Genomic DNA, 18775 nt, shown 5'->3' with positions numbered 1-18775 from the left:
GAGTGTATGCTGCGGTTAATGAGAAAATTATCATTACCGGAGAATGCCATGTCGACTCCAGAAATTCCAAAAAAAGTCCCACAATTCTCGGCGCTTAAGCTCAGCCCGGTTCCGCCGAAAGACGACTGCTGCTGCGAGGGCGCGTGCGAAACGCAGGTCGATGCGCTGCCTGAAAACGGCAACCGCTACAGCTGGGTCGTCAACGGCATGGACTGCGCGGCCTGCGCCCGCAAAGTGGAAAACGCGGTGAGGCAGGTACCGGGCGTGAACCACGTTCAGGTCCTGTTCGCCACCGAAAAGCTACTGGTCAGCGCCGAAAAAGACGTCAGCAAGCAGGTAGAAGCCGCCGTCAGCAAGGCGGGCTATACCCTGCGCAGCGAAACGGCACCTGCCGAAAAAACCTCTCCCCTGAAAGAAAACCTGCCGCTTATTACCCTCATCATCATGATGGCCCTGAGCTGGGGTCTGGAGCAGATTAACCACCCGTTCGGCAACCTGGCGTTTATCGCCACCACGCTGGTTGGCCTGTTCCCGATTGCCCGTCAGGCACTGCGCCTGATGAGAAGCGGCAGCTGGTTTGCCATTGAAACGTTGATGAGCGTGGCGGCCATTGGCGCGCTGTTCATTGGCGCGACGGCGGAAGCGGCGATGGTGCTGCTGCTGTTCCTGATCGGCGAACGGCTTGAGGGCTGGGCAGCGAGCCGGGCGCGCAAAGGGGTGAGCGCGCTGATGGCGCTGAAGCCAGAAACCGCCACGCGGGTCAATGGAGGCAAACGTGAAACGGTCGCCATCAACACGCTGCGCCCGGGCGACGTGATTGAAGTCGCCGCGGGCGGGCGTCTGCCTGCCGATGGGGCTCTCGTTACCGCCACCGCGAGCTTTGACGAAAGCGCCCTGACCGGGGAATCCATTCCGGTGGAGCGTGCGGCAGGCGAAAAAGTCCCTGCCGGTGCCACCAGCGTCGACCGCCTGGTGCAGCTCAAAGTCCTGTCCGAGCCGGGTGACAGCGCCATCGACCGTATCCTGAAGCTGATTGAAGAGGCCGAGGAGCGCCGCGCGCCGGTCGAACGCTTTATTGACCGCTTCAGCCGGATTTACACCCCCGCCATCATGCTGGTCGCCCTGCTGGTTACCGTGATTCCACCGCTGTTCTTCGGCGCGCCGTGGGAGGGCTGGATTTATAAAGGGCTGACCCTGCTGCTGATTGGCTGCCCGTGCGCACTGGTGATCTCTACGCCCGCGGCGATTACCTCGGGGCTGGCGGCGGCGGCACGTCGCGGGGCGCTGATTAAGGGCGGCGCGGCGCTGGAACAGCTGAGCCAGGTTCAGCACATCGCCTTCGATAAAACCGGCACGCTGACGGTTGGCAAGCCGCAGGTCACCGGCATCTATCCGCAGGACATCAGTGAAGACGAACTGCTGATCATGGCCGCCGCCGTTGAGCAGGGCTCCACTCACCCGCTGGCGCAGGCGATAGTGTGTGAAGCGCAGAGACGCGGGCTGGCTATCCCTTCGGCAACCGCCCAACGGGCGCTGGTCGGGTCAGGGATTGAGGCCGTCGTCGACGGCAAAAAGGTGCTGATTGTCGCGGCGGGCGCGTTCTCTCATCCACAGGTTGAGGCGTTAGAGCAGGCCGGGCAGACGGTCGTTGCCGTGATGCAGGACGGCGTGTCGAAGGGCATGCTGGCACTACGCGACACTCTACGCGATGACGCCAAAGACGCCGTGGCGGCGCTGCATCAGTTGGGCGTACAGGGCGTGATCCTCACCGGCGATAACCCGCGCGCGGCGGCTGCGATTGCCGACGAGCTGGGGCTGGCGTTTAAGGCCGGATTACTGCCTGCGGACAAGGTCAGCGCGGTAACTGAACTGAACAGCCGCGCGCCGCTGGCGATGGTCGGTGACGGAATTAACGATGCCCCGGCGATGAAGGCCTCAACCATTGGCATTGCGATGGGCAGCGGCACCGACGTGGCGCTGGAGACCGCCGACGCGGCGCTGACGCACAACCGCCTGACCGGGCTGGCGCAGATGATAGATCTTGCGCGGGCGACGCGCGCCAATATTCGCCAGAACATCGGCATTGCGCTGGGTCTGAAGGGGATATTTCTCGTCACCACGCTGCTCGGCATGACTGGCCTGTGGCTGGCGGTGCTGGCAGATACCGGGGCGACGGTGCTGGTCACGGCGAACGCGTTGAGATTATTACGGCGGAAATAAAAACGCCCGGTGGCGGCTGCGCCTTACCGGGCCTACAACAATTCTGAACCGTAGGCCGGGGAAGGCGCAGCCGCCACCCGGCAAAAAACGGCGTTACTGCATCCCCAACATCCTCGGCAGCCACAATGATATAGCCGGGATGTACGTCACCATCCCCAGCACCACCAGCAACATACCGTAAAACGGCAGCATCGCCCGTACCACGGTTTCAATCTTCTGCTTGCTCACCGCGCTCGCCACAAACAGCACCGACCCGACCGGCGGGGTGATCAGCCCGATCCCCAGGTTAACCATCATGATCATCCCGAAGTGCACCGGGTCGATCCCCAAAGAGTTGGTCACCGGCAGCAGCACCGGCGTCAGGATCAGAATGATCGGCGCCATGTCCATCAGCGTGCCGATCAGCAGCAGCATGATGTTGAGATACATCAGGATCACGTACTTATTATCAGAGAGCGACGTGAAGAACTCGGTGATGCGCATCGGCAGCTGCATGTAGGTCATCACCGCGCCAAACGCCGCGGCAAAGCCGATTAAAATCATCACGATGGTGACGGTTTTCACCGTGCGGCACATCAGCTTCGGCAGTTCGCTCCATTTGTAGTCGCGGTAGATAAACATGGTGACGAAGAATGCCCACAGGCAGGCCACGGCGGCGGATTCCGTCGCCGTAAATATCCCGGACAAGATCCCGCCGAGGATAATCACCACCGTCATCAGCCCCCACAGGGCATCAAGTAAAATCTTCACCGCCTGCTTAAACGGGATTTTCTCACCCTTCGGGTAACCGCGCTTGTGGGCGAATCCGAGACAGAGGATCATCAGGCACAGCCCCAGCAGCAGCCCCGGCAGCACGCCGGCGATAAACAGCGTGGCGATGGAGACCGTTCCCCCCGCCGCCAGGGAATAAATCACCGAGTTGTGGCTGGGCGGGATCAGAATCGCCTGCACCGACCCGCTGGCCGTGACCGCCGCCGCGTATTCGCGCGGATAGCCCTTCTTCTCCATCTCCGGGATCATCACGCTGCCGATGGACGCTGTATCCGCCACCGACGAGCCAGAAATCGCGCCGAAGAACGTCGAGGCGACGATGTTCACCAGCGACAGCCCGCCGCGAATAAAGCCGACAAACACATAGGCGAAGTTAACCAGCCGTCGGGCAATGCCCCCTTCCGCCATGATCGCTCCGGCAAGGATGAAGAACGGGATCGCCAGCAGGGTAAATTTGTTCACCCCACTGGTGATCTGGATCATCAGCGCCTCCAGCGGTAAATCAATCCACAGCGCACCTGCCACGGCGCTCAGCCCCACGGCGAAGGCCACCGGCATCCCCAGCGCCAGCAAAATGGCGAGGGTGAATAACAAAACAAAAGCATCCATTGTTCACCCCTTAACTGTGATTGCCGATCAGCACGACCGGACGGTTTTCCTGCGCGCCAAACAGCAGGCGTTCAAGCACGAACAGAATCAAAATCGCCGACCCGATCGGCAGCGGCAGGTAACTTTCGCCGGAAGTCAGGATCGGGAACTCCGCCACCGGCTGCTCCCACAGCTCGACGCACAGCCAGTAGCTGTACCAGCACATCAGACCGGAAATCAGCAGCATCAGCAGATCAACCACACGTACACACAACTTTTGCAGCGACGCGGGCAGACGGTCGGTGAGCATATTGACCGCAATGTGCGACCCGGCGCGGTAGCTCACCGCCGCGCCGATGAAGGTGAACGTCACCATGCAGATAATGGCGACGGGCTCCGGCCAGGATTCGCCGCGGTTGAGCACGTAGCGTGAGAAGATGCCGATGGGGATGACAATCGTCATCACCAGCAGCGATACACCCGCCACCGCCATGGCGAGCAGGTACAGACGGTCCATCCACTTCAGGTAGAGTTCGGACATACGTGCTCCGTATTACTGGACGTCAGCGATGGCTTTCATCAGATCCTGATGCTTGTCGCCATACTGGGCGCGCACCGGCTCTGTGGCCTTGATGAATACCGTCTTATCGATATCGTGGAACTGCACGCCGCCCGCCTTCATTTTCGCCAGCGCCTGGTCGTTATACGCATTCCACAGCTTGCGCTGTTCGAACTGCGCTTCACGGGCCAGGGTCAGGATTTTTTGCTGTTCATCAGCGCTCAGCTTGTCCCATTTCACTTTTGAATAGAGCAGCATTTCCGGGGTGATAAAGTGGCCGCTGAGGGTGTAGTTTTTAGCAACCGGCATGTAGTTGTGGGCGATAAAGGTGGGCGGGTTATTCTCCGCGCCGTCGATCACGCCGGTCTGCATGCCGCTGTAAACCTCGCTAACGCCCATCGCCACCGAGTTCGCCCCCATGTCCTTCAGCGTGGCGAGTGCCACCGGGCTGCCCTGCACGCGGATTTTCTTCCCTTTCAGATCTTCAGGTTTGACGATCGGCTCTTTGGTGATCAGGTTGCGGGTGCCGGAATCCATCCAGCCGAGGAACACCAGGCGGGATTTCGGGTTCGCGGTCAGCTTGTCGCCGATCTGCTTGCCGATATCCCCGTCGATCACTTTATGCATATGATCCTCATCCCGGAAAACGTACGGCAGGGTGAAGACTTCGATATCCGGCAGGATGGCGGCAACCGGCGCCATGGAGACGCGGATCATGTCAATCGCCCCCATCTGCGCCTGCTCAATCATCTGCTTTTCATCCCCCAGCACGCCGCCGGGGAAGACCTTAATCTCCAGCTTGCCGTCGGTTTGTTGTTTGAGTTTTTCACCCATGTGCTGAACCGCGACCACGTTCGGGTAGCCTTCAGGATGCACATCGGCGGCTTTGATGGTTTGGGCAGAAACGGTGCAGGCAAAAGCAGACAGGCACAGCGCGGCCAGTAACGGCTTGAGGGTCGTATTCATTGAGTCAGCTCCAGGGTAGCGATGTCAGCGTTAAAACAGTGTTTTATTTTTTTACGCTTAGAAAATAGACTAGCCCGGGAGAAGCGTAGGTGAAGCGCCTCACAAAAGCGCGAATTTATGAAACGATGGTTTAAATTTGTGAGGGCGGTAATGCCGGGTAACGACGCGGCCATACCCGGCGGGGCATGACCGCGCGTCAATCAGGAAAAATAGCTCATGACCAGGCCTAAAAACAGCACCAGACCGACATAGTTATTGTTCATAAACGCTTTAAAGCAGGCTTCGCGTTCGCGTTTTGCAATCAGCTTCTGCTGGTAGGCAAACAGCAGCCCTGCTACCAGTATCGACCAGTAAAATTCCCAGTTCAGTCCGTTCAGGCGCGCAATCGCGACCATCAGCGCCAGTACCGCAACCTGCAGAATGCCAATGATGAGTTTGTCCTGGCGTCCAAAGAGAATGGCGGTGGATTTAATGCCAATTTTCATGTCATCGTCGCGGTCAACCATCGCATATTGCGTGTCATACGCCACGGCCCAGAGGATGTTCGCCAGGAACATCAGCCAGCAGCTAAGCGGTAAGGACTCACTAACTGCCGCAAACGCCATCGGAATCGACCAGCCAAACGCCGCCCCCAGCACCACCTGAGGCAGATGGGTGTAGCGCTTCATAAAGGGATAAACCCAGGCCAGAGCAAGCGCCGCGACGGACAGCAGAATCGTCATGGTGTTCAGGGTTAATACCAGCAGGAAAGAGAGCAGCACCAGAACGATGAACAGTACGCGCGCTTCTTTCCCGGTCACCTGGCCGCTGGGTAGCGGGCGGTTGGCAGTGCGCTTTACGTGGCCGTCAAATTTACGATCGGCATAGTCATTCACCACGCAGCCCGCCGCGCGCATCAGCCAGACGCCGGCAACGAATACGCCCAGGATCCACAGCGGCGGCATGCCCGGCGTGGCCACCCACAGCGCCCATAAGGTCGGCCACAGCAGCAGCAACGCGCCAATGGGTTTATCGGTACGCATTAAGCGGTGATACGCCAACAGCTTATTCTGCGTCAGGGTCCACTCCATTTTTTCTTCCTCTTAGTACAACGGTGATGCCGGTAAAAATAGCTCCGTCAGGATTAACGGCTTACCGCTCAGACGAAGGCGGGAACGGCGCCCCCACAGTTCGGCATCACGCCCAATTTCAATGAAATCCCTGGTCAGCTCAGATGAGGTGAAAAGATAACGTCCCAGCGGCGTTTTCCCCAGCCGCTGCAGCGCCAGCTCAGGCCCGGATAGGGTAGATTCAGGCACCACCGTCCGCCCGGCAAGCCAGGGTTCGCCATCGGCACAGAGCAAAATTTCACGCAGCCAGTAGCGTTCCTCTTGCGGCAACAGCGGCAGCTCGCTGGCGATCTCATCGCCGGAGACAAACCCTTCCTGTATAAGGGTTACCGTGACCGTTTTACCCTGTTGCTCAAAACGTTTTGTCATGGAATCTTCCAGCAGCAACCAGTCCAGCTGCTGCGGATCAAGCGCAGGTATTTGGTCGAAATAGCGCAGCGCACGCAGTTGCGTTAGCGCGGGGTGTGACATGCCAGACTCTCCGATACATAACGTAATGGCATTGTATCGCAGAAACGGGCAATGAGGGGGGGCCAAACGTTATTTAACGATCACTATCGCAACATGGGCGCAACAGCCTGGCGAATACGAAAAAAAGTGCGCCCACTCAGGCGCACTAAACTACTAACAAATCAGCACTGTGGGGAACAGTTACCCCTTGCCTTTTACACTGCTGATAAAGGTGGAACGGGCAGTGGTTGAACCTAAACGTTCGGCTTCATCAAGCAGTTTCAGCGCTTTATCGACATCGCCGCGCTTCACCGCCTGCTTAATGGCGTTGTTGAAGTACTCTTCGGTGTCGTTCAGTACGGGCTCGGCTTTCTTCGCCGGGGCTGGCGCTGCGGCTGGCGCAGCGGCAACTGGCGCGGCATAGGCTGGAGCGGCGGTATTACCGACGGTGACCGGCCCCGGACCAGACGAACCAAACAGCGGGCCAACCAGCACGCTGGAAGCGCTATTGGTGGAGACTTTTAACTTCACCAGACCGTCCGTTGCGTGGCGGGCAATCGGGTCGGGAATATCCGGCACCGCATTGCCGGTACCTTTTGCATACGCTTTTGCCGGATCCACTAACCTGGTGGTTTGCTGCAAATCTTTATCGGTGGTGAATACCAGCACGTAGATTTTTTGCTGACCCAGCGCTGGCGTCAGACGCATCACGCCCTCAAGCCGGTCCGCGCTCATCACGCCGGGCTCCTGATAGGTAAAATACTCGCTCGGGAAGAAGGCAGATGGCGTCATGTTCTGGTCGAGGATCAGCACGTTCGGCGCAAATACGCTGGTCTGCTTATTCACTTCACTGGTCAGCGTCAGGGTCAGCTCGCCAATATTGGCCGGAACGCTGTAGGCAGCAACCGGGCCGGAAATGCCGGGCACATTCAGCTGTTGCCCGCCCGTGGAAAGCTGTGTGGACTGCGTTTTGGATTGATCAACCGGTGTCCAGGTCAGCTGCTGCAGCGCTGCCGTCGGAACGGAAGGCGCCGTGGACGTATTCTGAGGAACAAAATTCACTTCTGCGAACGTTAGCGCCGGCACGCTGGCCAGCAGCCCCGCAGAGAGGTACAGCGCGACGAGACTTTTCTTCATTTTCATTGTTATTACCTCTGATAGCATCAGCTCTGCGGTGGCCAGGCAATAGCGCGCAGGGCCCTAAGGAGAGAGGGGCTTACGCCCCTCTTTCAGGTCATTACGTCAGGTCTTGCGAATTACCACCAGATTTCCATCTGGGCACCGAAGCTCCACTCGTCAGTGTCGCCGCGGCCAAGGCCTGCAGTCTGCATACCGAAGTTGGAGTTATAGTTGGAACTCGTAGAGATCGGGCTACCGGAAGTGTCATAACCCCACTTCTCATCCCACTTGGCGTAGGTTGCGAAGACACGGATTGCAGGACGAGACCAGATGCTGTCGCCAGCCTGCCACTGTTGTGCCAGGGTGATTTTGTACTGGTTGTTGGTTTCGTCAGTTTTCTGAGATTTGACGTTGTCGTAGCCTACTTCCAGCAGGGTGCTCATGATTGGCGTCCATTTGTACATAGGACGCACGCCGACGGTCCACCACTTGGTGCCGTTGTTGTTATCCCAGTCGATATCCTGATACATACCGACGTACATCAGGTCCCAACTGTCGCCCAGGGAGATTGCACCGTGGTCAAGGATACGCAGCAGGCTACCGTTGTTGTTGATGCCGTATCCGTACAGTTTGCCATCGGAATCGTCATTGCCAAGACCAATGCCCGCGCCCTGGTTCAGACCTTTACCCTGGGAGGTCATAGAGTCCGTTGCGTACTGAACAACGAACTTGTTGAAGCCCTTCAGCATGCTCTGGGTATGTTCTGCGGTGAACATCCAGCCATCTTTCGAAGCTTTTGGCTGCAGGTAGTAATCATCGTTAACGTTGGTGTGACCGTAGTCAACGCCCAGCTCCAGCGTACCGCCCGGGTTGACTTCCATCTGCGCTAAACGCACGTCAAACACGTCGTTCGCGGTGTCGGTGGTGTAGTCACGGATGTTGTTGCTGGCGAAGGTAGAAGAACCGCCAGCTTCAGTGGAGCGGCTGGCTGCCAGAGAGAGTTTACCGAAGCCCAGGTCGATGTTTTCGATACCCGCACCAGGACCGGAAATGTCCCAGTAGTAGAAGTCGATCATGTGGACGTCATGACGCTGATAGAAGCGCTTACCGGCCCAGATGGTGGAGCCAGGCAGCCACTCAATCAGGTTTTTACCCTGCACGTTGGCTTCACGGAAGGCCGGATCAGTGGCTTCCCAGTCATTCTGCTGCGCAACGGAATACGCGACGTTAGTGTCGAAATAGAAGCTCTTATCGCCCTCTTTCCACACTTCCTGGCCCAGCTTCAATTCCGCATAGGTTTCACATTCGTTACCCAGACGGTATTTACTTTGAGCACCCGTTGCCTGGAAGCACTGCTGGGCACCGCCACTCCCGGTCCAGCCAATGCCGGAACGAGCATAACCTTTAAAGTCCACGGCACCAGCCTGGGCAGACAGGATGCCTGCCGCAATGGCGACCGCCAGAGGGACTTGTTTGCGCAGAGTAATCATCATTCTATCTCCTGAGATCATTGCTTTTCTTTGAACACTTCACCTGTCGGTTTCGTGTCTTCTTTTGGGATTGCTTAAACGCCTGGCTCTTTATGCAACCGACGACATGCAGTGCCATCCTCACGGAACAGATGGCAGCGCTCTGGCGGCAAGCCGATAGCGAATGTGGCACCCTCTTCTACCAACACCACGTCATTCTGGCGGTAGACCAGGTTCTGACGGATGGCGGGGATCTGGATATGAATCTGTGTTTCGTGACCAAGCTGTTCGACGACCTGAACTTCACCTTCCAGCGTCACATCCGCAATGTGGCTTGGCAGTAGATGCTCAGGACGGATACCGAGGGACATATTTGCCCCAACCTGTACGTTGGCGCTGTCGACCGGCAGCCAGACCTGCTGGCGGTTTGGCAGCTCCACCTGTACCTGTTCAATGGCTGTCGCCGTCACTTTGACGGGCAGGAAGTTCATCTTTGGCGAGCCAATAAAGCCCGCAACAAAGCGGTCTGCCGGGTAGTGATACAGCTCCAGCGGTTTGCCCACCTGCGCCACGCGACCGGCGTCCAGCACCACGATTTTGTCGGCGAGGGTCATCGCTTCGACCTGATCGTGGGTGACGTAAATCATCGTGCGGCCAAGGCGCTTGTGCAGACGGGAGATTTCAATACGCATCTGGACGCGCAGGGCGGCATCCAGGTTAGAGAGAGGTTCATCGAGCAGGAACACGCGCGGCTCGGCCACCAGCGTACGGCCAATCGCCACGCGCTGACGCTGGCCGCCGGAAAGCGCTTTCGGTTTACGCTCCAGCAGGTGCGCCAGCTGCAACACTTCAGCCACCTGCGTGACGCGCTGGTTAATGACCTCTTTTTTCGCCCCGGCCAGCTTCAAGCCAAAGGACATGTTCTCGGCAACGGAAAGATGGGGATAAAGCGCATAAGACTGGAACACCATGCCTACGCCGCGTTCGGCTGGCGGGATGTCGTTCATTCGGGTATCACCGATTAGCAGGTCGCCACTGGTGATAGTTTCAAGACCGGCAATCATACGCAGCAGAGTTGATTTACCACAGCCTGATGGGCCGACAAACACCACAAACTCGCCTTCAGTGATGTCCAGATTGATGTCTTTCGACACCACTACGTCGCCCCAGGCTTTCGTTACATTACGCAGCTGTACGCTCGCCATGCCCTTCTCCCTTCGTTACAACCTGTCACCGACAGAAACATTCAAGATAAGTTCACTATGGGGTATCCATTACTTTCGTGAATCCTCCACCCCCCGCCTTTTTTATGGGGGAGGAGGCGGGAGGATGAGAGAACAGGCTCTGCGACCGCAGCCGGGGGGCTGAGGCGAAATTCGTGAAGCCGCCTGCAAAATTCGGTGGGTTTTTATGTGCGCCAGCACTCATAACTTAAATTTATGCAACAGAGATCACACAAACGGGGGGTGGGGCGTAGGGGTTGGGAGGATGGAAAGAGGATGTCAAATAAGGAGACTGAGTCACGTTGAACCACCTTATGTATCCACGAGCACATCACCAAAAAGGATGGCAGATATGAATATCAAGACTGGCGCACGCGTTTTCGCATTGTCCGCCCTTGCAGCAATGATGGTTTCCGCCCCAGCGCTCGCCAAAATTGAAGAAGGCAAGCTGGTTATCTGGATTAACGGCGACAAGGGCTATAACGGCCTGGCCGAAGTGGGCAAAAAATTCGAGAAAGACACCGGTATCAAAGTCACCGTAGAGCACCCGGACAAACTGGAAGAGAAATTCCCACAGGTTGCAGCAACCGGCGACGGCCCTGACATCATCTTCTGGGCACATGACCGTTTCGGCGGTTACGCGCAGTCTGGCCTGCTGGCTGAAGTCACGCCAGACAAAGCTTTCCAGGACAAACTGTTCCCGTTCACCTGGGACGCCGTTCGCTATAACGGCAAGCTGATCGCCTACCCAATCGCGGTTGAAGCCCTGTCACTGATTTACAACAAAGACCTGGTGCCAAACCCACCAAAAACCTGGGAAGAGATCCCGAAACTGGATAAAGAGCTGAAGGCGAAAGGTAAATCCGCCCTGATGTTCAACCTGCAAGAGCCGTACTTCACCTGGCCGCTGATTGCTGCCGACGGCGGCTACGCGTTCAAGTTTGAAAACGGCAAATATGACGTGAAAGACGTGGGCGTGGACAACGCGGGCGCGAAAAAAGGCCTGACCTTCCTGGTTGACCTGATTAAGAACAAACACATGAACGCGGATACCGACTACTCCATCGCGGAAGCGGCGTTCAACAAAGGCGAAACCGCGATGACCATCAACGGTCCGTGGGCCTGGACCAATATCGACAAGAGCAAAATCAACTACGGCGTGACCCTGCTGCCAACCTTCAACGGCAAGCCGTCTAAACCGTTCGTGGGCGTGCTGAGCGCGGGCATCAACGCCGCCAGCCCGAACAAAGAGCTGGCGAAAGAGTTCCTGGAAAACTACCTGCTGACCGATCAGGGTCTGGGTGAAGTGAACAAGGACAAACCGCTGGGCGCCGTGGCGCTGAAATCCTTCCAGGATCAGCTGGCAAAAGATCCACGCATCGCGGCAACCATGGATAACGCTCAGAAAGGCGAAATCATGCCGAACATCCCACAGATGGCCGCGTTCTGGTACGCCACCCGTACCGCCGTCATCAACGCTGCAAGCGGTCGCCAGACTGTCGATGCCGCGCTGAAGGATGCTCAGGGTCGTATTACTAAGTAAGAAGAAAAACGGCGGGTGGCGCGTGCGCTTACCCGCCCTACGACTACGGCACGATCCGTAGGTCAGGTAAGCGCAGCGCCACCTGACGAAAAGTTTCCACCGTTGTAGAGGAAGAACCCCATGGATGTCATTAAAAAGAAGCACTGGTGGCAAAGCGACGCGCTGAAGTGGTCAGCGATCGGTCTGCTGTGTCTGCTGGTGGGTTACCTTGTTGTTTTAATGTACGTACAAGGGGAATATCTGTTCGCCATCATGACGCTGATCTTAAGCTCTGCTGGCCTGTATATTTTCGCCAACCGTAAAGCCTATGCCTGGCGCTATGTCTACCCGGGCGTGGCCGGGATGGGGCTGTTTGTCCTGTTCCCGCTAATCTGCACCATCGCCATTGCGTTCACCAACTACAGCAGCACCAACCAGCTCGCGCAGGAGCGCGCCACTCAGGTGCTTCTGGATCGCTCTTATCAGGCGGGTAAAACCTTCAACTTCGGCCTGTATCCTGCAGGTGACGAGTGGAAGTTAGCGCTCACTGACGGTGAGAGCGGCAAAAACTATCTTTCCGACGCGTTCAAATTTGGCGGCGAGCAGAAGCTGGTCTTAAAAGAGGCCGCGGCCCTGCCGGAGGGTGAACGTGCGAACCTGCGTATCATTACCCAGAATCGCCAGGCGCTGACCCAGCTCACCGCCGTGCTGCCCGATGAAAGCAAAGTGACCATGAGCTCGCTGCGCCAGTTCTCCGGCACGCAGCCGCTATATACCCTGGCGGACGACGGCACGCTGACCAACAACCAGAGCGGCGTGAAGTACCGTCCGAATAACGACATTGGTTTCTATCAGTCTATAACGGCCGATGGCAAATGGGGTGATGACAAGCTCAGCCCTGGCTATACCGTCACCATCGGCTGGGACAACTTTACCCGCGTGTTTACCGACGAAGGTATCCAGAAACCGTTCTTCGCCATCTTCGTCTGGACGGTGGTCTTCTCGGTGCTGACGGTGATCCTGACCGTTGCCGTAGGCATGGTGCTGGCCTGCCTCGTGCAGTGGGAGTCCCTGAAAGGCAAAGCGATTTACCGCGTGCTGCTGATTCTGCCTTACGCCGTACCGTCGTTTATCTCGATTCTGATTTTCAAAGGGCTGTTTAACCAGAGCTTCGGTGAAATCAACATGATGCTGAGCGCGCTGTTCGGTATCAAACCGGCCTGGTTCAGCGACCCGACCACCGCCCGCTCAATGATTATCATCGTCAACACCTGGCTGGGCTATCCGTACATGATGATCCTGTGCATGGGGCTGCTGAAGGCGATTCCGGACGATCTGTATGAAGCCTCGGCGATGGACGGCGCGGGTCCGTTCCAGAACTTCTTTAAAATTACGCTACCGCTGCTTATTAAGCCGCTGACGCCGCTGATGATTGCCAGCTTCGCCTTTAACTTTAACAACTTCGTGCTGATTCAGCTGTTGACCAACGGCGGCCCGGACCGCCTTGGCACCACCACGCCGGCAGGCTATACCGACCTGCTCGTGAGCTACACCTACCGTATCGCCTTTGAAGGCGGCGGCGGCCAGGACTTTGGTCTGGCGGCGGCGATTGCCACCCTGATCTTCCTGCTGGTTGGCGCTCTGGCGATTGTGAACCTGAAAGCCACACGTATGAAATTTGACTAAGGAGGGTACTGAACATGGCAATGGTACAACCCAAATCTCAGAAGCTGCGCCTCCTCGCGACGCACTTAGGCCTGCTGATTTTCATCGCGGCCATCATGTTCCCGCTGCTGATGGTTATCGCCATCTCCCTGCGCTCGGGTAACTTTGCGACCGGGAGCCTGATCCCGGATGAAATCTCCTGGGAGCACTGGAAGCTCGCGCTGGGCTTCAGCGTGGAGCACGCCGATGGACGCGTCACCCCGCCGCCGTTCCCGGTGCTGCTGTGGCTGTGGAACTCGGTGAAGGTAGCAACCATCACCGCGATCGGCATCGTGACGCTCTCCACCACCTGTGCTTATGCCTTCGCCCGCATGCGTTTCCCGGGCAAAGCAACGCTGCTGAAAGGCATGCTGATTTTCCAGATGTTCCCGGCGGTGCTGTCGCTGGTGGCGCTGTACGCCCTGTTTGACCGTCTGGGCCAGTACGTGCCGTTTATCGGCCTGAATACCCACGGCGGCGTGATCTTTGCCTATCTCGGCGGTATTGCCCTGCATGTGTGGACCATTAAAGGCTATTTCGAAACCATCGACGGCTCGCTGGAAGAGGCGGCGTCGCTGGATGGCGCTACCCCGTGGCAGGCGTTCCGTCTGGTGCTGTTGCCGCTGTCAGTGCCGATTCTGGCGGTGGTGTTTATCCTGTCGTTTATCGCGGCGATCACCGAAGTACCGGTCGCCTCACTGTTACTGCGCGATGTGAACAGCTACACCCTGGCCGTAGGTATGCAGCAATACCTCAACCCGCAAAACTACCTGTGGGGCGACTTTGCCGCGGCGGCCGTACTGTCTGCCATCCCGATTACCGTGGTGTTCCTGCTGGCCCAGCGCTGGCTGGTGAATGGCCTGACGGCGGGCGGCGTGAAAGGTTAAGTTTCATCTGTTATGCCACTGCAACCCTCAACTTTAGACGTATTGTATTGACCCAACTTGTGACTGTTGTTAGGCGGCCTCCGGGCCGCCATTTTTTTATTCGCGTTTCAGCCGCTTCGAATTACACAGCCAGAGGGTGATCACCAGCAGCAGGATCGCCGCCGAGTAGATCAGCACGTCGAGCGGGGATTTATGATCGACGATGATCAGCCGCACAATGGCGGTGATGCCAATGTAGACAAAATAGCGCAGCGGAAAGTGAAAGCCGGACTGGAAGTACTTCACAATCAGGGCGATAAATTCAAAGTAGAGAAAGTAGACCACCAGACCTTCCACCAGCGCATATTTGCTGGTTTGCTCAGGAGCGAACAGCACATCCGCCAGATGCACCGTCTCTTTGCCGAGAAAGACGACCAGGATCAGGCCAAGGCTCAGCAGACCGAGGTTCAGCACGGTCTGGAGTATCGTTGAGATAAACTCAACGCGCGGGCGAGTCAGGGATGTCATACAGCACCTCATTCTCCAGGACGAGATTCCTGTATAACGCAAAAATGTGACGGGGATCTATATTTTTTGTTTATGTTTGGCGCATTCGCCCGGTGGCGCTGCGCTTACCGGGCCTACAAAAACCGTAGGCCGGGCAAACGCAGTGCCGCCCGGCGTAAAGCATCAGCGGAAGTTAATGTTCTTATCGCTGGTCATGTCGTACAGCTGGAACTTACGCCCAAGCTGCTGGCCGCCATCACGCGTCAGCGGCGTCCAGCCCACGGCCGCTCGGCTGCGGGTCGGACCGGATGAGAACAGATCCAGCGGAATCGACACGTAGACCCCTTTGGTGAAGTCCCCTTCCCCGTACTCGTCCGGCGAGACGTTGGTGATGGTGGCGTAGCCGCCCACCACGACGCCGCTGTCGAAGTGTTTGGAGATATCCAGCGTGCCGCCCTTGTCGCCCGCCAGATACTGGCCGACGCTGGCTTTCACCAGCACGTCCTGCGCGAACGAAGGCGTCCAGTAGGCGGTCAGGTGGCCTGTTTTGACGCTGTAGTCGGTGAACTTCATCATGTCCTGCGCGCTGCGCCAGTCACGCTGCTTAACGTAGTTGGCATCAATCCCGAACGCCCAGTTGCTGTCGACGGGACGATACAGCACTTCCGCCCCCGCGCCACCAAACATGGTTTCCAGATAGCCACCGTAAACCTGGCCGTAGAAACCGTTGCCGAAGTACTGGAAGTAGTTGGCCTGCAGGTTATTCACGTAGACATCGTTCTGCACGTATTCACGCACGCGGGTACGCACGCGCGGCAGCTTCGAGTCGTTCGGCGGGTTCGTGTAGTTAAACTTGTCGTAGTTGTTCGCAATGTTGCCGAACAGGCTGCCGGTGGTCAGCAGGTGGTCGGTGACCCACAGATCCGCCGTCGCCATCGCACCCAGCTGATACATGTAGAAGTTTTCCGGCCCGCCGACGGACTGGTTCAGTACCGGATCGATGTGGAAATCAAAGCGCGATTTATCGATATACCAGCCCTGCTCGGTGGTTTCCGGCACGATCGGCTCTACGCGTTTTTGCACCAGCTCGGTTTCATGCCCGAGCGGTTCGCCTTCAAGATGGCGCTTGAGGCTGGCGACATCGGTTTCGGTGGTGACCTGCGGCAGATTCAGGCGGTTCTCCGTCACGCGGATCGTGCGGATCCCGTCCGGGAGATCGTTCATCACGATCCGGTTGGCGCGTTCGATCCCTTCACGCGAGTCGCGGTATTTCACCTGCTCGCCGGTGACGTACAGCGTATCGCCTTTCACCTGAATTTTCGGATCGGCCAGACCGGCGTTGTATTTCAACAGCGTCAGCTGGTTTGCCACCACGGAGTGCTGCAGAATCGCATCCTGCGGCTCCGGCCGGTAGGCAGGCCGCGCGTTATCGTTGTAGTGCGGCCGCATGTCGTTGAAGTTGGTGCGCAGCGTGAAGCCAAACATCACCGTGTTGCCACGCTCGTAGCTGAGGTTAACGTCGGCCCAGTCGGTGACGCGATAAATGGCGCCGACGTTAAACTTGCTCTTCTGCTCAATCTTCCCGGCGAAGTCCTGCGAGTAGTCGTTCCCTTCGTACTCCAGCTTCAGGCGCAGCGGCTGCCACGGCGTCTGGTATTCCACACCACCGAACAGCGAGGCCGGGCCGTGGAACATCTGGTCGCCGTTGATAGAACCGGCTTTCTTGTAGCTGTTATCGCGGTAGCAGTATTTATCGCTGTAGGTACAGAACGGGTTTTTAACGTTGCCGCTGGTGCCGAGATAGCCCCAGCCAAGACCGAGAGAAAAATCAAACGGTCCCCAGGCCTTGCTGGCCACGATGTATTCCGCGTCGAACAGGCCGGTACCGCCGATATCTTTTGCACCCACGGAGACCTGCGGCATCCAGTAGCTCTCTTCCCACAGGCGCAGCTTGACGTCGAAGGCTTTATCTTTGTAGGTCTGATCGCCGGAGAAGGCGTCGACGCTGCTGTACTGTTTCGTACGCACGTCGGTGTAGCGCAGCGTGGTTTCAAGCCACGGGAAAAGCTGTACGGAGGCAGAATAGTAGCGATACTGGTCGTTATCGCGGTAGTTAAGGCTAATTTCCCCTTCACGCGCCATGCGCGCGGTAGGCGTTTGCAGTAAACCGACGCCGCCGAAGTCTGACTGAGACGGGCCAATAGGTGCCGGATACGTTTCTGCATGGCAGGCGGCGCTTACGCAGAGCGCCAGCATGCTGTAGAGATAGGTTCTTTTCATTCTTCCGGTATCCGCTGTGTCAGGGAGTGAAGGATATCGGCGTTAAGCCCGTCATATGCCTTCGTCCAGAAATGGTCGGCAAAACCGACAAAAATGATGCTGCCCGGCATGGGTTCGATATGGCGTTTATTCCAGTACGCCACCGGCGCTTTTTGCGTATGCCCGTCTGGATAAATAATCCATGCGTAGCTGTTATCCGCGCCGCTCAGCAGACTTTGTTCGTCGAGATAGCTCGCCGCGTCGCGACCGGGCGTAAAGGGCTTTTTACCGGGGCTGCTGATAAGCCCCATCACGGTCACCGTCGTCGGCTTCACCGGAAGCCAGAGGGTGTACTCCCCTTCAAGCGTGGGGTTGCCCTTTTCCGTGACGCGCACTTCATCTGGATCAAGATTGACTTTCTGGCGGCCTGTCACCTTCAGCGCCTGAAGCTGCTGGCGAACGCTGTTAATGGCCGCGGCATCGTCGCCGTCTTCCTGCTCCGCCAGGCTCGTCAGGCGGGCCAGCAGGGCACGGTGTTCCTGCTCCGCCTTAACCGTCGCCTGACGCTCGCCGATCACCGCTCCCGGCCACCAGCTGTTGGCAAGTCTTGGCTGCCCGACGAGATCGAGCAGATGCTCGGCGTTGGTTAAGGTTTTGGGTTTTTCACTGTCCGGCGTGTAGACCTTTACCGTTCCTGCGGACCATGCCAGCGGCGCGGCAAGGCTGGCGAGAAGCGCAGCGTGGATGAGCGTTTTCATGATTTCGCCGCCTTGATCAGGGTGGTTTTCACCGGGAAGAAACCGGCACCGAGATACTGCAAGGACTGACGGATCTGCCCATCCTCGTCGATCCAGAAGCGGTTATGCCAGGTGGCCTGGTCGGTGGTGACCTCTTCATCCAGCACGCGAACCTGCGTTTCGTCGCTGCCGACTTTCACGCTGTCCGTACCGTCCCAGCGGAAGGTCGAGCGTGCCGTGGCGTAGCGCACCTGCTTGTGCTCGGTCCAGCCCATCGTGCGCGTCCAGCTTGCGCCGTCGACGATCTGATTTGGCTTGATGAGCGGGTCTTCGGCGAGATTATTCACCTCGAGCAAGTTGTCGCCGCCGAGCAGCGTTTTCACGATTCGGGCATGCTGCGTGACGATGGTGGCCTGATCCTGCGTCACCCATTTCTGCTGCCCGTTTTCATCGAAAGCGAGCACCACAAACAGCTGCGGGCCATCGTTTAGCTGCATGTACTGGCTGGCGTACGGCATGTTCTGAAGTTCGTCATCGGTCAAATGAACGCCCGGCGTGCCGAACAGGCTTTCCCACAGTGAATGTCCCAGCCCTTTGGTGGTGGCTGAGCACGCCTGCAACAGCAGGCAAATCAGAATGATTGCAGGTCGCTTCACGACTCTTCTCCGAAGGGGCGAAATAACCACACCGAAGTGTGGTTATGATT

At 57.7% G+C, this 18775-nt stretch carries 16 protein-coding genes; 4 read left to right on the top strand and 12 right to left on the bottom strand.

Annotated features, from left to right (window positions below; translation table 11 throughout):
* Positions 1-48: 48 nt before the first annotated feature.
* On the top strand, positions 49-2220 hold the full coding sequence (zntA, locus tag IM273_RS10265; RefSeq protein ID WP_193051623.1) for a Zn(II)/Cd(II)/Pb(II) translocating P-type ATPase ZntA: 2172 nt from the start codon (positions 49-51) through the stop codon (positions 2218-2220).
* Between the two features lie 93 nt (positions 2221-2313).
* Here zntA and IM273_RS10260 read toward each other — a convergent pair whose 3' ends face one another.
* The 8 genes from IM273_RS10260 to malK form a co-directional block, all read right to left on the bottom strand.
* Entirely contained in the window at positions 2314-3600 is a 1287-nt protein-coding gene (locus IM273_RS10260; RefSeq protein ID WP_028015136.1) for a TRAP transporter large permease, read from the bottom strand.
* Positions 3601-3610: 10 nt separating this feature from the next.
* Positions 3611-4120, bottom strand: a complete 510-nt coding sequence (locus IM273_RS10255) for a TRAP transporter small permease (RefSeq protein WP_045260961.1) — start codon at positions 4118-4120, stop codon at positions 3611-3613.
* A 12-nt stretch (positions 4121-4132) separates the two neighbouring features.
* Complete coding sequence (locus IM273_RS10250) at positions 4133-5104, bottom strand: TRAP transporter substrate-binding protein (protein WP_028015134.1); 972 nt, start codon at positions 5102-5104, stop codon at positions 4133-4135.
* A 200-nt stretch (positions 5105-5304) separates the two neighbouring features.
* Positions 5305-6174, bottom strand: a complete 870-nt coding sequence (gene ubiA / locus IM273_RS10245; RefSeq protein WP_193051622.1) for a 4-hydroxybenzoate octaprenyltransferase — start codon at positions 6172-6174, stop codon at positions 5305-5307.
* Between the two features lie 12 nt (positions 6175-6186).
* Complete coding sequence (gene ubiC, locus IM273_RS10240; protein ID WP_014882105.1) at positions 6187-6684, bottom strand: chorismate lyase; 498 nt, start codon at positions 6682-6684, stop codon at positions 6187-6189.
* A gap of 180 nt (positions 6685-6864) precedes the next feature.
* Positions 6865-7806 carry a maltose operon protein MalM gene (malM, locus tag IM273_RS10235; RefSeq protein WP_063943950.1) on the bottom strand — a complete coding sequence of 314 codons (942 nt, stop codon included), beginning with the start codon at positions 7804-7806 and terminating at the stop codon, positions 6865-6867.
* A gap of 113 nt (positions 7807-7919) precedes the next feature.
* The gene (locus IM273_RS10230; protein ID WP_047366843.1) at positions 7920-9275 is read right to left on the bottom strand and encodes a maltoporin; all 1356 of its coding nucleotides are present in this window, start codon (positions 9273-9275) and stop codon (positions 7920-7922) included.
* A gap of 71 nt (positions 9276-9346) precedes the next feature.
* Positions 9347-10456 (bottom strand): maltose/maltodextrin ABC transporter ATP-binding protein MalK, encoded by a 1110-nt coding sequence (malK, locus tag IM273_RS10225; RefSeq protein WP_028015130.1) that lies wholly within the window; start codon positions 10454-10456, stop codon positions 9347-9349.
* 370 nt (positions 10457-10826) lie between these two features.
* On the opposite strand from malK, the gene malE reads away from it, so the two are divergent.
* The 3 genes from malE (at position 10827) to malG (ending at position 14587) form a co-directional block, all read left to right on the top strand.
* Positions 10827-12017 (top strand): maltose/maltodextrin ABC transporter substrate-binding protein MalE, encoded by a 1191-nt coding sequence (gene malE / locus IM273_RS10220; RefSeq protein ID WP_032644952.1) that lies wholly within the window; start codon positions 10827-10829, stop codon positions 12015-12017.
* A gap of 120 nt (positions 12018-12137) precedes the next feature.
* Positions 12138-13682 carry a maltose ABC transporter permease MalF gene (gene malF, locus IM273_RS10215; protein ID WP_028015128.1) on the top strand — a complete coding sequence of 515 codons (1545 nt, stop codon included), beginning with the start codon at positions 12138-12140 and terminating at the stop codon, positions 13680-13682.
* 14 nt (positions 13683-13696) lie between these two features.
* A complete protein-coding gene (gene malG / locus IM273_RS10210; RefSeq protein ID WP_006810496.1) occupies positions 13697-14587 on the top strand; it encodes a maltose ABC transporter permease MalG in 891 nt (296 codons plus the stop codon).
* A gap of 96 nt (positions 14588-14683) precedes the next feature.
* Here malG and psiE read toward each other — a convergent pair whose 3' ends face one another.
* The 4 genes from psiE to IM273_RS10190 all read right to left on the bottom strand — a co-directional run bounded on the left by psiE (position 14684) and on the right by IM273_RS10190 (position 18725).
* Complete coding sequence (gene psiE, locus IM273_RS10205) at positions 14684-15094, bottom strand: phosphate-starvation-inducible protein PsiE (RefSeq protein ID WP_000202963.1); 411 nt, start codon at positions 15092-15094, stop codon at positions 14684-14686.
* A gap of 162 nt (positions 15095-15256) precedes the next feature.
* A complete protein-coding gene (locus IM273_RS10200) occupies positions 15257-17353 on the bottom strand; it encodes a YjbH domain-containing protein (protein ID WP_047366842.1) in 2097 nt (698 codons plus the stop codon).
* Positions 17350-18090, bottom strand: a complete 741-nt coding sequence (locus IM273_RS10195; protein ID WP_193051621.1) for a capsule biosynthesis GfcC D2 domain-containing protein — start codon at positions 18088-18090, stop codon at positions 17350-17352. The genes IM273_RS10200 and IM273_RS10195 overlap by 4 nt, the downstream gene beginning before the upstream one ends.
* Positions 18087-18725 (bottom strand): YjbF family lipoprotein, encoded by a 639-nt coding sequence (locus tag IM273_RS10190; protein ID WP_047366840.1) that lies wholly within the window; start codon positions 18723-18725, stop codon positions 18087-18089. The genes IM273_RS10195 and IM273_RS10190 overlap by 4 nt, the downstream gene beginning before the upstream one ends.
* Positions 18726-18775 lie beyond the last annotated feature (50 nt).

Source organism: Enterobacter cloacae complex sp. P13B (assembly GCF_014895915.1).
GTDB lineage: Bacteria > Pseudomonadota > Gammaproteobacteria > Enterobacterales > Enterobacteriaceae > Enterobacter > Enterobacter bugandensis.
The sequence above is the reverse complement of the archived record's forward strand: the minus strand, read 5'-3'. Positions and strand labels throughout refer to the sequence as shown.

What these genes read in the sequence shown, in the direction of transcription:
- IM273_RS10195 (WP_193051621.1), bottom strand. Translation starts at nt 18,090, where the DNA reads ATGAAAACGCTCATCCACGCTGCGCTTCTCGCCAGCCTTGCCGCGCCG.
- zntA (WP_193051623.1), top strand. Translation starts at nt 49, where the DNA reads ATGTCGACTCCAGAAATTCCAAAAAAAGTCCCACAATTCTCGGCGCTT.
- IM273_RS10250 (WP_028015134.1), bottom strand. Translation starts at nt 5,104, where the DNA reads ATGAATACGACCCTCAAGCCGTTACTGGCCGCGCTGTGCCTGTCTGCT.
- psiE (WP_000202963.1), bottom strand. Translation starts at nt 15,094, where the DNA reads ATGACATCCCTGACTCGCCCGCGCGTTGAGTTTATCTCAACGATACTC.
- ubiA (WP_193051622.1), bottom strand. Translation starts at nt 6,174, where the DNA reads ATGGAGTGGACCCTGACGCAGAATAAGCTGTTGGCGTATCACCGCTTA.
- IM273_RS10260 (WP_028015136.1), bottom strand. Translation starts at nt 3,600, where the DNA reads ATGGATGCTTTTGTTTTGTTATTCACCCTCGCCATTTTGCTGGCGCTG.
- malK (WP_028015130.1), bottom strand. Translation starts at nt 10,456, where the DNA reads ATGGCGAGCGTACAGCTGCGTAATGTAACGAAAGCCTGGGGCGACGTA.
- IM273_RS10230 (WP_047366843.1), bottom strand. Translation starts at nt 9,275, where the DNA reads ATGATGATTACTCTGCGCAAACAAGTCCCTCTGGCGGTCGCCATTGCG.
- malM (WP_063943950.1), bottom strand. Translation starts at nt 7,806, where the DNA reads ATGAAAATGAAGAAAAGTCTCGTCGCGCTGTACCTCTCTGCGGGGCTG.
- IM273_RS10255 (WP_045260961.1), bottom strand. Translation starts at nt 4,120, where the DNA reads ATGTCCGAACTCTACCTGAAGTGGATGGACCGTCTGTACCTGCTCGCC.
- malF (WP_028015128.1), top strand. Translation starts at nt 12,138, where the DNA reads ATGGATGTCATTAAAAAGAAGCACTGGTGGCAAAGCGACGCGCTGAAG.
- IM273_RS10200 (WP_047366842.1), bottom strand. Translation starts at nt 17,353, where the DNA reads ATGAAAAGAACCTATCTCTACAGCATGCTGGCGCTCTGCGTAAGCGCC.
- ubiC (WP_014882105.1), bottom strand. Translation starts at nt 6,684, where the DNA reads ATGTCACACCCCGCGCTAACGCAACTGCGTGCGCTGCGCTATTTCGAC.
- malG (WP_006810496.1), top strand. Translation starts at nt 13,697, where the DNA reads ATGGCAATGGTACAACCCAAATCTCAGAAGCTGCGCCTCCTCGCGACG.
- malE (WP_032644952.1), top strand. Translation starts at nt 10,827, where the DNA reads ATGAATATCAAGACTGGCGCACGCGTTTTCGCATTGTCCGCCCTTGCA.